At 39.9% G+C, this 13249-nt stretch carries 10 protein-coding genes; 6 read left to right on the top strand and 4 right to left on the bottom strand.

Translation table 11 applies throughout. The features are described from left to right. Nucleotides 1-208: 208 nt before the first annotated feature. The 4 genes from CXF72_RS01515 (at nucleotide 209) to CXF72_RS01530 (ending at nucleotide 4751) form a co-directional block, all read left to right on the top strand. Nucleotides 209-895: a MaoC family dehydratase gene (locus CXF72_RS01515; protein ID WP_101036312.1), complete on the top strand. Its 687-nt coding sequence runs from the start codon at nucleotides 209-211 to the stop codon at nucleotides 893-895. Nucleotides 896-1058: 163 nt separating this feature from the next. Continuing rightward, nucleotides 1059-2078, top strand: coding sequence for a Fe(3+) ABC transporter substrate-binding protein (locus CXF72_RS01520; RefSeq protein ID WP_101036314.1), 1020 nt, complete (start codon nucleotides 1059-1061; stop codon nucleotides 2076-2078). Next, a complete protein-coding gene (locus CXF72_RS01525; RefSeq protein ID WP_101036317.1) occupies nucleotides 2068-3699 on the top strand; it encodes an ABC transporter permease in 1632 nt (543 codons plus the stop codon). The genes CXF72_RS01520 and CXF72_RS01525 overlap by 11 nt, the downstream gene beginning before the upstream one ends. After that, nucleotides 3699-4751: an ABC transporter ATP-binding protein gene (locus CXF72_RS01530; RefSeq protein WP_101036319.1), complete on the top strand. Its 1053-nt coding sequence runs from the start codon at nucleotides 3699-3701 to the stop codon at nucleotides 4749-4751. The genes CXF72_RS01525 and CXF72_RS01530 overlap by 1 nt, the downstream gene beginning before the upstream one ends. Nucleotides 4752-4898: 147 nt before the next feature. On the opposite strand, the gene glnD is transcribed toward CXF72_RS01530, so the two are convergent. From glnD to CXF72_RS01545, 3 genes are all read right to left on the bottom strand, one after another. Beyond that, nucleotides 4899-7508: a [protein-PII] uridylyltransferase gene (gene glnD / locus CXF72_RS01535; protein ID WP_101036321.1), complete on the bottom strand. Its 2610-nt coding sequence runs from the start codon at nucleotides 7506-7508 to the stop codon at nucleotides 4899-4901. A 270-nt stretch (nucleotides 7509-7778) separates the two neighbouring features. Next, the gene (gene map, locus CXF72_RS01540) at nucleotides 7779-8567 is read right to left on the bottom strand and encodes a type I methionyl aminopeptidase (protein ID WP_101036322.1); all 789 of its coding nucleotides are present in this window, start codon (nucleotides 8565-8567) and stop codon (nucleotides 7779-7781) included. Nucleotides 8568-8817: 250 nt separating this feature from the next. Next, nucleotides 8818-9324, bottom strand: a complete 507-nt coding sequence (locus CXF72_RS01545) for an acyl-CoA thioesterase (protein ID WP_101036405.1) — start codon at nucleotides 9322-9324, stop codon at nucleotides 8818-8820. 998 nt (nucleotides 9325-10322) lie between these two features. Between CXF72_RS01545 and CXF72_RS01550 the strand changes: the two genes are divergently transcribed. Next, complete coding sequence (locus CXF72_RS01550; RefSeq protein WP_101036324.1) at nucleotides 10323-10775, top strand: cupredoxin domain-containing protein; 453 nt, start codon at nucleotides 10323-10325, stop codon at nucleotides 10773-10775. 489 nt (nucleotides 10776-11264) lie between these two features. Here CXF72_RS01550 and CXF72_RS01555 read toward each other — a convergent pair whose 3' ends face one another. Next, a complete protein-coding gene (locus CXF72_RS01555; RefSeq protein ID WP_101036326.1) occupies nucleotides 11265-12194 on the bottom strand; it encodes a LysR family transcriptional regulator in 930 nt (309 codons plus the stop codon). A 220-nt stretch (nucleotides 12195-12414) separates the two neighbouring features. On the opposite strand from CXF72_RS01555, the gene CXF72_RS01560 reads away from it, so the two are divergent. Then, a complete protein-coding gene (locus CXF72_RS01560) occupies nucleotides 12415-13134 on the top strand; it encodes an SDR family oxidoreductase (RefSeq protein ID WP_101036328.1) in 720 nt (239 codons plus the stop codon). Nucleotides 13135-13249: the final 115 nt, after the last annotated feature.

The raw sequence follows: 13249 nt of genomic DNA on the forward strand, positions 1-13249 counted from the left end.
CGTTGTGAGTTTTATTCAGAACGTCCTGTTCTTCACCACTTTGTGGCCAGCTAAAGCTGTTCAAAATCGTTCGATACGATTTTGTGAAGGAGAACAACGATCGAATGCAACTTAAGTGCTAATTTTTCCTTCGCGATCATTGATCACTTAATTAATTCTTTTGGTATAAACAGATATTTTTTTTCCACCATTAATCTGGAATTGTTAAATGAAAAAGTTTGATATGAATAAATATAAAATTGAATTTATGGGAAAGTTTGGCATTGATTTTAAACAATGGATGTCGCCCTCTATTCGAGATTATTATTCATTATTCATTAAAAATGCCCACCACAATAAAAGTCAGCTTTTATTGTGGGCGAAAGAGTATGCGGTGTTGGAAGATGGCCAGTCGGTCAATGTGGCGCAAAAACCGGTGCGCTTGTTACCCGAGGTAAGAGAGCTGTTTTTATCTTTGCAAAGTCAAATCGGAGAGGAAGTGCATGTTGGTGACTGGTTAACGGTTTCTCAACAGAGAATTGACCAGTTTGCTGACGTTACCGAAGATCATCAATGGCTGCATAACGATGTTGATAAGGCAAAAACGGATTCTCCTTTTAAAACAACCATTGCCCATGGTTTTCTTACCTTATCTTTATTACCGCGTTTAACTGATAGTGTGAACCCGACAAAACCGCTTTATCCAAATGCAAAAATGATGGTTAATTATGGGCTTAATCAGGTTCGTTTCCCCTATCCCGTTAAAACAGGCAGTGTTATTCGAGCGCATAGTCGCTTAATTAAAGTCACGCCGGTCAAGAATGGTTTAGAAATTGAAAAAGAGATTTCTGTCGAAATAAAAAATACGCGTCGCCCGGGCTGTGTTGCGGTATCTGTGGTACGTGTTTATTTTTAAAGTGAGTATGTCAGTTAGGTTTTTCTGTTGAACAGCTTGCTTAGTACAGGGTTATTTTGACTTAAATCAAGAAAGTTTCAATAAAATAGAAAACCGCTTGCAAATGGTAATGATTCTCATTAGTATTATTGTATCGTGAATTATTCCTATTTAGGACAATAAAATGTTTATAAAAAAATTGCTTACCTCTGCCGCTATCTTCTCAACCTTAAGTGTCAGCAGCTTTGCCGCTCATGCTGAAGAAGTAAATATTTACTCATTTCGTCAGCCTTTTCTGATCGCGCCTATTATGGAAAAATTCACTCAACAAACGGGCATTAAAGTAAACATATTATTTGCCAAAAGTGGTTTGATTGAGCGGGTCAAACGTGAAGGGAAATTATCGCCTGCGGATCTTGTATTAACCTCGGATTTTAGCCGCTTAATGATGATCAATGATGAGCGTCTTACGCAATCCGTTGACAGCAAAATATTAACCGAAAATATCCCCAGCCAGTATCGCGATCCAAAACAGCATTGGTTTGCATTAACAACACGTGTCCGTAATATTTATTCTTCTGCTGAGCGGGTTGGACCCACACCGAATATTACCTATCAAGATTTAGCCACCCCGGAATTTAAAGGTAAGGTATGTATGCGTGCGGGCAAGCATCCTTACAATGTCTCATTGCTTGCTTCTGTGATTGCTCATGAAGGTAAGGCAAACGCAAAAACCTGGCTTGAAGGCCTAAAAGCTAATCTTGCGCGTAAACCACAGGGTAATGATCGTGCTCAAGTGAAAGCGATTAAAGATGGCCTTTGTGATTATGCCTTAGGTAACAGTTATTACCTGGGGAAGATGCTTGCGGATCCGCAACAAGTGAGTTGGGCTGAAGCGGTCAATATTAACTTCCCGAATCAGACAACAACCGGTTCACATGTTAATGTCAGTGGTGTGGTATTGACTAAGTATGCACCTAATAAAGCAAGCGCCGTTAAACTGATGGAATTTTTATCGGGTGAAACTGCGCAGCAGATTTACGCAGAAGCGAATTACGAGTATCCTGTCAATGCAAACGTGGCTCCTTCTAAATTGGTCGGATCATGGGGCGAATTCAAAGCAGATTCCATTTCGCTTTCTGATATTGCCAAACAGCATCGAACAGCCGTTAAGTTACTGGATGAAGTGAAATTTGATCTCTAGAATAAACCTTTACAAGTTACTGCCATGGGCAGTAACTTGTCTTTTAATTGCGCCCATATTAGCACTTATTTTAAGTGCTTTTCAGATCGATGATAGTGGTAGTTTTCAACACTTAATTGATACGGTATTGTGGGATTACAGTTTAAATACATTACTCATGGTCCTAGGGGTGATTACTTTAAGTTGTATTTTTGCACTGCCCGTTGCCTGGTTTGTTGCCTGTTGCGAATTCCCCGGTCGTAGCATATTGCAGTGGGCGTTAATGTTGCCGCTGGCCCTTCCGCCTTATATTGTTGCTATTGTGTACACTGACCTGCTGGATTTTTCAGGTCCGGTGCAGCATTTTTTACGCGCATTAATGGGCTGGCAACAGCCGTCTGATTATTATTTTCCCGATATTCGCACTATTTCCGGCGCAATCATTATTTTAAGTTTAGCGCTCTATCCTTATTTATACCTGTTATTACGGGGGGCTTTTTTAGGGCAATCGGGTGGATTATTTCAAGCTGCTCGTACTCTGGGCTTATCACCTCTGCGTGCTTTTTTACGTGTCTCTTTACCGCTTTCCCGTACTGCTCTCGCGGTGGGGTTATCATTAATTGCCATGGAAACCTTGGGTGATTTTGCAACGGTTCATTATTTTTCAGTCAGTACCTTAACCACGGCGGTTTATAATACCTGGTTGGAATTAGGCAGTTTGACCACCGCTGCAAAAATATCATCACTGATGTTATTGGCCCTGGTTATTTTAATCAGCCTTGAAAATTACAGCCGTCGCAGACAAAAATTATACCAGGGCAGTGGTTCAACCCATACCGAGTTACGTTTTGTTTTGCAGGGCTGGCGAAAGTGGGGAGTATTAACCTTTTCCTGGGGACTCTTCTTTTTTGCTTTTATTCTGCCCTTAGCGGTTCTGTTTTATTATGCGAGCCTTTATTTTAGCCAGTCATTTAACCTTTCTTTATGGAAATACACGCTAAACAGTGTTTGGCTGGCAACGATTGTTGCCTCTTTATCTCTGTTAATCGCATTAATTGTTAATTTCTACCAGCGCTTATCACCGGGCGTATTGGCTAGGGCAACAATACGGTTATCCTCTTTAGGCTATGCGCTGCCGGGTACCGTGGTTGCGATCGCAGTGCTTATTCCCTTGACCAGTTTAGATTTGTGGTTCAATAGACAGCTTGTTGAGTATGGTTATTCAAGAGTAGGGCTGCTTTTTTCCGGTACGCTGTTTATTTTAGTGGCCGGTTATTTAGTGCGTTTTAGTGCGATAGCCGTTGGCAGTATAGACAGCAGTCTGGCTCAAGTTTCTCCGTCATTGGACAGTGCCTCGCGCACACTTGGGCAAAGTGCGGCACAAACCATTCGTCGCGTTAATTTACCGTTAATCACCAGAGGAATGTTAAGTGCCTTTATTTTGGTTTTTATCGAGGCCATGAAAGAACTGCCCACGGCTTTATTATTGCGGCCGTTTAATTTTGAAACGCTGGCAACTTATGCTTATCAATTTGTCTCCGATGAGATGATAGAATACGCAGCCTTACCCGCTTTATTAATTGTTTTAATAGGGCTTGTACCCTTTATTGTCGTCAGCCGTTTAATGGAGAAATCCTCTTAATGTCCACCCTTATTGTTAATAAATTAAGTTGTTTTTATCAAAATAACCAAGTGCTTAATTCGCTGGATTTGGAGCTCGCTAATAATGAAATAGTGTGTTTATTGGGGGAGAGTGGCTGTGGTAAAACAACCCTGCTCCGGGCGATTGCCGGTTTGCAAATAGAGCTTTCTGGTGAGATAAACATAAATGCTAAAACCGTTAATAATACGGGCATTAATATTCCACCGGAAGAACGCAAAGTAGGTTTGATTTTTCAGGATTATGCACTTTTCCCGCACCTTAATGTTTTTGATAATGTCGCGTTTTCATTACAGAAATTGAGCCGTAGCGAGCAACGAAAACTGGTCTCTGAAGTATTAACCCTAGTACGACTAAAGGATTATGCCGATCGTTTCCCGCATCAACTTTCAGGTGGGCAGCAGCAGCGTATTGCGATTGCCCGTGCGCTGGCTTATCAACCTGAATTGATGTTATTAGATGAACCTTTCTCGAATTTAGACCCGCATGTTCGTTTTCAGTTAATCGATGAAATCAGACAGTTACTTAAAGCGCATTCCATGAGCGCATTATTTGTCACCCATTCTAAAGAAGAAGGTTTTGCTTTTGCCGATAGAATTGCTTTGATGCGGTCGGGTAAAATAGTACAAATTGATACTGCTCAAATGTTATACAGTCATCCCAACTCAAGGTATGTAGCTGATTTTATGGGCTTGAGTAATTATCTCAGGGTCACGGTAAGGGATAAATATTCTTATCAGTCCGATCTGGGTTTACTCAACTGTAATGCTATTATTGAACATTCAGTAAATACAGCATTAACCCTGTTATTACGACCCGAGCAGCTCGCGGTTGAAGTTGATCCCAGCGCTAAAGGGACTATCAAAAAGGTTGATTTCTTGGGCGCATACCAGCATGTCAGCATTGACTATTTAAGTAAGCATTATATTGTAAAGCAGAGTAATCATTATGGTAACTGTATGCAGTTGAAGGTTGGTGATAAAGTCTCGTTGTCGGTATTAAGCCATGATTTTGTTGCTTTTCAAGAAGAATAATAAAGTTTCGTTGACGGTATTAGAAGCTCGCAGCCTTAAAGCCTTAAAGCCTTAAATCCCTAAAGCTCAGCCATGATTTTGTAGCCTTTGAAACAGAATAAAATTAATGGCGAGTTTCCGCCATTAATTAGTTACTGCAAATTTTTATCAGTCAGGGCTGAGCTCGGTCATTAACTGAGCTTTTAAGTTTTCTTCCTGCTGCTCAGTCAGTGCATTGCCTTCAGCCGTTGAAATAATAAAGAGATCCTCCGCACGTTCACCAATGGTGGTTATTTTGGCAGTAAAAAGAACCATGCCGCTGAATCTGAAAATCTCACCAATATCAGCTAAAATCCCCGGTGCATCAAAAGCGACCAGTTCAATTTGGGTGCGTTTACGACGGGTAGGTAAAAAAGTCACTTGCGGTTCAAATTTGAATTGGCGTTTAACACGTGCCAGACGAGTTTGTTGCCTGTTGACTTTTTCCGGCGCGAGCAGTGCCATTTCGATTTCTTTTTTGAGACGCTGAATTTTCTCAGGATCAATATGGCTACCGTCCTCTTCTAATACAGTAAAAGTACTTAATGAGAAATCATCTCTGCTGCAGAGAATTTTTGCATCATGAATACTGAGTTTTTTATTATCGATAACAGTGACCACGCTGGAAAATAACGCGGGCATCTCTTTATGATAGACAAAAATTTCAGTTGCCTCGCTGCTTTTTTGCTCACTAATTATAACCATTGGCCGGCTATGATCTTTATGCGCTAAAAGATTTTTAGTATGCCAGGCTATTTGTTTCGAGCGATAACGGAAAAAATAATCGAGCTTAAAGCGTTTCCAAAGTGTTTTTGCCTGAGAGTCCGTAATACCTTGCTGGCGCAAAAGAACCAGAGTCTTACGTTGCCTGTCGCGGATCCGATCGCGAATATCCGGTGGGCTTTCCAATCCGCGGCGCAGTACTTTTAACGTGCTTAAATATAAATCGCGTAACAAAGCCGCTTTCCAACTGTTCCAGGTTTCTTCGTTGGTGGCGCGAATATCAGCAACGGTTAAACATTGTAATAGGTTTAACCGTTTTTCATCGCGCACTATTTTTGCAAATTCAATAACCACCCGCGGATCACTGATATCGCGGCGTTGTGCGGTTACCGACATAGTGAGATGTTGCTTGACTAGCCAGGCGACGGTTTTACTATCATAGCGAGTGAGTCCGTGTAATTCACAAAATGCGCGCGCATCAACCGCACCCAGTACAGAGTGATCTCCCTTTTGCCCTTTCGCAATATCATGAAAAATAGCCGCTAAATAAAGGAGTTCAGGTTTATCTAACTCATTAAATATATCAGTGGTTATTGGGTATATCTCTTTATTTTCATTAAAATTGCAAATATTCTTAATCAGTTTATGAGTATGTTCATCAACCGTATAAGCATGAAACAAGTCAAACTGCATCTGTCCGACAATTCGGCTCCACTGTGGAATATAAGCCGCTAGAATGCCATATTTATGCATCAGGGTGAATGCCAGTCCCATTCCCCGCGGATGCCTGATAATTTCCATAAAAACATCACGGCACTCGGGAATATCCTGCAACCAGTGTGTTAAGCAGCGTCGCGCCCCATGAAGTTCACGCAGAGTTGGAGAGTAGATGCCTTTAATTTTCGGATTTTCAGCGATATGCAAAAATAGCTGCAGGATTGACTCTGGCTGTTCGTTAAATAAAGAGGTGGTTTTGAGTTCAATCATATCTTCGCGCAATTGAAAGTTTCCATCAATAGCTTCAATGTGCGTTGGAATATTACCTAAAATAGTCTCGTCAAAATATTGCAGTAACATCTCATTGAGCTCTTTGACGCGATGAATAGTTTGATAAAACGCTTTCATCATCTGCTCAATAGCTGTATTACCTGCTCCTGAGTAACCAAGCATACGTGCGACCTCGGTCTGATAATCAAACAGCAGACGATTATCGGGTCTATTTGTAACAGAATGCAGCGCAAAACGAATTGTCCACAGCATTGCCTGACAGTCGACTAACTCACGGTATTCACCTTGGGTTATGTAGTTAGAGCCGGTTAATTCTATCAGGCTATGGACACCAAAATGACGCTTGGCAATCCATGCAATAGTTTGAATGTCACGTAAACCGCCACTGCCATTTTTAAGATCAGGTTCGAGGTTATAACCATCACCGCGGCAATTTTTATGCCGCTTAATTTGTTCTTCTTTTTTAACCGTGAAAAACCGATCCGAAGGCCAAAAATCTTTATTCTCAATCAGTGCCGTTAGCTTTTCAAACGCTTGTTTATTGCCACTGATATAACGCGCTTCAAGCATACTGGTGGCAACCGTGATATCGGCACTGCCTTGCTCCAAACAATCCTGTAAGGTACGTACACTGTTACCAACATCGAGTTTTAGATCCCATAATTGGGTAATAAAGGCACTTATTTTTTTTTCTGATTCTTTATTAAATCCTTCTTTTGAAAGAATAAGGAGATCAATATCAGATTTGGGATGCAGTTCACCGCGACCATAACCTCCAACAGCAATAAGGCAGATATCCTCACTTAAGGCGAGTCCTGCATGCTTCCACAAGCGTATTAAGAGTTGATCAATATAATGCGCCCGCAGTGTCACAATGTCGGCGATTTTATGTTTTTTATAAAAGCACTCAATCTGCCATTCGTGGAATTCCTTTAAATGATTTTTTAGGAAGGGCAGCGTCAGGTCATCTTCGGGTATATTTTTTGGGGAAAGCGTTTCAAAATCCATGTTAACCTCTGCTTAATTAGAATTAAATGATGGGTGCAAAACACCTAACATACCAAATCTACTGATTTTCTAGTCATTTATGCTGGTTAAAATGGATGCTAGCTAGACATAAAACTACGTTTTAGTCTTAGCTATTGATTTTATAATTAGAATAACTAGTTACTGCAATCAATGCCTTGCTTTCATCCATTTTTCCTGCGCCTAAATAGACCATCTAATGAGTAGAATTGGTATTAGAATGACAGAAAGGTTTAATTTTTAGGATTTAAATTAGTTATGATTAATAACACGTGCAATGGTTTCTTCAGGGCGCAGGGTTAATATCTCTACACCGGTTTCAGTGACTAATAAAGTATGTTCCCATTGTGCCGATAATTTTTTATCTTTGGTAATAACAGTCCAATCATCACCAAGGACTTTACAGGTTTTTTTACCCGCATTGATCATCGGTTCAATAGTAAAACACTGGCCTACTTTAATCACTTCGCCTGTATTGGCTTTACCATAATGCAATACCTGTGGCTCTTCATGAAAGCCGATACCAATACCATGGCCGCAGTATTCACGCACCACAGAATAACTGTTTTTTTCTGCATGTTTTTGAATTACTGCACCGATATCGCCCAAACGTGCGCCGGGTTTTACCAGGTTAATCCCCAGATATAAACACTCCTGCGTAATACGCGCTAAACGTTCCGCCTGAATCGATGGTTTACCTACGAAAAACATTTTTGATGTATCTCCGTGATAACCATCTTTAATTACCGTGATATCAATGTTTATTGAATCCCCGTCCTTTAATGCTTTATTATTGGGAATACCATGACAGACTACATAGTTAACCGATGTGCAGACTGATTTTGGAAAACCGTGGTAATTTAAAGGTGCCGGAATACAGCCTTGTACGTCAACAATATAATCATGACAGATTTTGTCCAATTCATTAGTCGTGACCCCTATTTGAATAAAAGGTTCTATCATCGTCAATACATCCGCAGCCAGTTGTCCGGCAATACGCATTTTTTCGATTTCTTCGGATGTTTTAATGATTCCAGTCATATTTTATTCTCTTTATTTGTTACTGATAAATTTAAAGATTAACTATAAAGAATTTATCGCAATGAAGCCAGCGAAGTTAAATCCTTTTATTGATATGGGAATAGCCGAAAAAGGGCGGTTCCAGCTGTTTTTAAGTTTTCAACCCATTGTTTTCTATCGTTTTTAAATAAAATTCCGCTTTAACCTCAAGGGCTGTGAAAGCAACTTTTCTTTTAATTTTTAACTTCTTATTTTTAAGATGCTTAGGGCTTTATTCTGTTGGTAACTTTTTAATCTGTGCTCGTTCCTTTGCTTCTTTTCTCGCATCTGAACGTTTCTGTTTACGTTCTAATGCTGCTGAAAAACGTTCTCGCTCTCTCTCTGTTTCACAAATTATCTGTGGAATATGACGCGGTTTTCCTTCAGGATCGAGAGAAACAAAGGTGAGATATGCAGAGGCAGTATGGCGAACTTCGCCTGTTAAAACTGACTCTGCTTCAATTCGAGCTCCAATTTCCATTGAAGTAGAGCCAACATAATTGACACTGGTTTTTATTCTTAGAATATCACCTACATACACTGGAGAATGGAAATCCAGGCGGTCGAGAGATACAGTGACGGCATTGCCTCCGGTATGACGCATACCCACCATACAAGCCGTATTATCGACTAATTTCATGATTGAGCCACCGTGAACATTACCGGCAATATTGGCGTCAACATCCATCATTTGCTGAACAATCGTTATAGTACTGAATGCAATTGTTTTTGGTTCCATGTTGTATTCGATATAAGCGTCTGTGGGTCTAACTTGTTTTCTATTGATGGTTTTTACAGCGTTCATAGTTTCTTCCGATTAAGGTCAATATTGAAAAATCCCACTAAGGCGACAGAAATTGTCACCTGGTTAGATCTGCGTCACACTTTTAAGCATTTGAGTAGTATAAATATTTTTCAAGATAATTGTAGAGAATAATTAACATGAGTCTTATTAAATTTTGATTAAGTGTTTTTGTTTTATTTATAGATATATCAGTAAGATGATGTTTGTTGTTCGTTCCCACGCTCCGCGTGTTAATGCCAACGACGCATCGGTTATTTGTAAGCCTTCACTTGTGAGCTTTTCTTTTATTTTTTCTCGTCATTCTCGAGAGGTTTAGTCGAGAACCCCAATGATTTTTTAACCTAACCGATTTGATTGGTTTACAGGCCTTTGCCTGTGAGCTTTTGGTGTCACTTTCGTTGTTGGTATTCCGCCTTTGACGGCGTGTAGATGATGAGAAACCGAAACGCAGTTTCGCAGTTCGAGGGAGTCATGCTCTTTCAACAGCCAAAGAAAAGTAAGCAAAAGAAAGGCTGATACAGGGACGGCAGAGCCTGTCCCGCTCATGAACCTAAACTGTCGTTTAATTCGCCTAGCCATTTTTTATCTTGCGCTGCCCAACCGCTTTTTAACGCACCGGTTCGGACAGCACATCCCTGTGCAGAGCCGAACCTTTCCTATGAAATAGCCGTGTTCTTTTGTTGATTAAATATTTTTGTTTTTTTTGTAAATAAACCTGTAACATAATGTTTGTTATTGTAAAAATAGTACATGGTCACAGAAATTAATAAGTGATTAAGACAAGGTGGGGAAGCTATTTACTCGAAAGTCGAGAATATCCATTTTTTGAATTATTAAAACAATTCATTAACCTAAAAAGGTTTGGTTGTTGTTTTTTTCAACCAATAAATAACTCTGTTCGCTAATTTTAATTACGAGATGAGGAAATTAAGATGAAAACTATATTAATAGTATTATCCTTGGCATTAACACTATTCTACACTCCCTTTACATTAGCAGAAGGCGATTTAAGCCGCGCGAATGTTATAACCCTTAACTTCGAAATGGGTAGCGATACAGAGGGCATGTACTTTAGACCCAACAAGCTAAATTTAGTCACAGGACAGGCGTATAAAATTGTTCTGACCAATACGGATGTAATTAAACATGAATTTGAATCATTTGAATTTATTGAAAAAATATTTACCCGTAAAGTTGAATTGGTTACTGAAAAAGGGGATTTTTTGGCGGAGATTAAAGGCCATATCACTGAGATTGAAGTTGGTCCTCATACTTCGGTAGAGTGGTATTTTGTACCCGTACAAACCGGTGCTAATATCGAAGTGGCCTGTGCTCTTCCCGGGCATAAAGAAGCGGGCATGGTGGGGCTGATTAATATCGATTAAACAGAGGATAAAGGAGAGTAAACGACTGTCGTCGGGCGAACACTGCTACTTGTTTTTTACTCTTTATTCCCCTTGGCCTGTTCAATAAAGATCATAAAACGGCCAATTATCTCCACACACATTAATCAAAAAACCAGCAAAAAGGTTTGGCTGTCCCGCTTTTTTCCTGAACTAGCGTTCAATTCGCTCCCTTTTTCCACTTGCTAAAGGAATTGATTTTTCAAGAAAAATGGTCGGAAATTTTCGTAGCCGCATCGGTTTGGAATTCTAATATGTTTAATTGATAATGAAATATAGGTGGCTGTCCAATTCTTCCTATGGTGCGTAACATCAGTTAATAAGTAACAAATTAGCGGTTCATGTACGATTTAATACTGGGTTAAAAATACCCAAGGAAACTTACATACCAGCTTGACCAGAACTTGCTAATGGGTGACCCCATTGATTGTAATTTAACACTGCCTTACGGGCAGTGCTTTTATGGCAATGTTAAATAGCTTTAAATTTCTGGCAAATAAAATTAATTAATACTTTTAATCGTGCGGGCTGATAACGATTGCGGTGATAAAGCAGAAAAAGTGGTACATCAGGCGAATGCCACTGTTCTTCATGAGATATAGATATCAGTGCTGGTGCCAGTATATTGCCATTAATTTCATCTTCACAATATAATTTGGGTAAACGTACAATCCCATTGCCATTCTTGGCTGCGTTAATTAATGCGCGACCACTTTTACAACTAAAGTTCCCTTTGACATTGATCTCTAATTCATGGGTTAGAGCATTGTTGTGTTGCACTGATTTTTGATGAAAGTACCAACGTTTGATGCTGCCGGTTAAGCAATTATGTTGTTCAAGATCTTTGGGGTGTTTAATAGCAGGGTGCTTGGCTAAATAATCAGGACTGGCTAAAACTTGGACCTTAATATCAGTGAGCTTTCTCGCTACTAATCCTGAATCTTCTAATGCACCCATCCGCACAACTAAATCAAAGGCTTCTGAAATCAAGTCAACGCGCGGGCTGCTAAAATCTAACTCAACATCAATATCAGGATATTGTAAATTAAAATCACTGATAATGTTCGCCAATATATCCTCTCCAATTACTCCACCAACACAGTTTATACAAATGCTCCCTTGGAGTTGTTCGGTATCATCCTTGGCGGTAATCACGGCTTGGTCAATAGTTTGTAAAGAAGTAAGGCATTGCTTAAAAAATTGTTCACCAATCGGAGTAAGGCGCTGTGCTCGGGTGGTACGGATAATAAGTTGTACGCCCAGTTGTTGTTCGAGTTGGGCCAGTTGGCGAGATACATGGGCACGCGATGACTGTAATACTTCTGCTGCTTTGGTGAAGCTACCTTGCTGTGCAATGGAAACAAAAGCGCGAATGTCAGCAAGAGAAGAACTGCTTTGCATACTAGGCCTATAGGGTGAATTCAAATGAATTAATTGTAGCTTAAAGCGTAACAGTTATGTTCTTTATTGTGTATATATCAACAATATTCATTTCTATATACTCTCTTCATCCACTAAGGAGCGCTTAGATCTAATGTTAATCACTACGATTAAAGCAACTAAGTACGCAGCTTAATAGTTGCCATTCAATATTAAATGTTATCAACATAGAGAGTATATTATGAAAAAATTAGTCGTGATCACCGGTGCAAGTTCAGGTATTGGTGAAGCTACAGCGAAGCGTTTAAGCGCGGCTGGTCACCCATTATTATTAGTAGCTCGTCGTGTTGAAAAACTGGATGCGCTAGACCTACCAAACTGCTTATGTGAAAAAGTAGACTTAACAGTACATGCTCAGTTCCATGCTGCACTCTCTAAAGCAGAAGCGTTATACGGCCCTGCTGATTTATTAGTGAACAACGCTGGTATGATGTTATTAGGTCAAATTGATACTCAGCCTGCAGAAGAATTCAAAACAATGTTCGACGTTAATGTCATTGCATTATTAAACGGTATGCAAGCTGTTTTAGCGCCAATGAAAGCACGTAACACGGGTACCATCATTAACATCAGTTCAGTTGCGGGTCGTAAAACATTCGGTGCTCACGCTGCTTACTGTGGTACCAAATTTGCGGTACACGCAATCACGGAAAATGTACGTGAAGACGTTGCTACATCAGATGTACGAGTGATCACTATTGCGCCGGGCGCGGTTGAAACTGAATTGTTGTCACATACAACATCAGCAGAAATTAAAGCGGGTTACCAAGAGTGGAAAGCAACAATGGGTAATATTCTTACACCTGATGATGTTGCACGTTCAATTGAATTTGCCTATGTACAACCACAAAATGTATGTATTCGTGAAATTGTATTAGCAAGTACACGTCAAGAACCTTAGTTCGTAAATACGTACCGTTAAAGTGTCAATTTATCGGTTGAACAACAAATAAATCGGTAATTAAGCTGAACTCGGCTTAATGAAAAAACACGACATTATTTTGAGTAGGGCTCTG

Source organism: Psychromonas sp. MB-3u-54, from assembly GCF_002836415.1.
Lineage (GTDB): Bacteria > Pseudomonadota > Gammaproteobacteria > Enterobacterales > Psychromonadaceae > Psychromonas.

Excerpts from the sequence above, each read along its gene's own strand:
- CXF72_RS01515 (WP_101036312.1), top strand. The coding sequence starts at position 209 with ATGAAAAAGTTTGATATGAATAAATATAAAATTGAATTTATGGGAAAG.
- CXF72_RS01520 (WP_101036314.1), top strand. The coding sequence starts at position 1,059 with ATGTTTATAAAAAAATTGCTTACCTCTGCCGCTATCTTCTCAACCTTA.
- CXF72_RS01530 (WP_101036319.1), top strand. The coding sequence starts at position 3,699 with ATGTCCACCCTTATTGTTAATAAATTAAGTTGTTTTTATCAAAATAAC.
- glnD (WP_101036321.1), bottom strand. The coding sequence starts at position 7,508 with ATGGATTTTGAAACGCTTTCCCCAAAAAATATACCCGAAGATGACCTG.
- map (WP_101036322.1), bottom strand. The coding sequence starts at position 8,567 with ATGACTGGAATCATTAAAACATCCGAAGAAATCGAAAAAATGCGTATT.
- CXF72_RS01545 (WP_101036405.1), bottom strand. The coding sequence starts at position 9,324 with ATGGAACCAAAAACAATTGCATTCAGTACTATAACGATTGTTCAGCAA.
- CXF72_RS01550 (WP_101036324.1), top strand. The coding sequence starts at position 10,323 with ATGAAAACTATATTAATAGTATTATCCTTGGCATTAACACTATTCTAC.
- CXF72_RS01555 (WP_101036326.1), bottom strand. The coding sequence starts at position 12,194 with ATGCAAAGCAGTTCTTCTCTTGCTGACATTCGCGCTTTTGTTTCCATT.
- CXF72_RS01560 (WP_101036328.1), top strand. The coding sequence starts at position 12,415 with ATGAAAAAATTAGTCGTGATCACCGGTGCAAGTTCAGGTATTGGTGAA.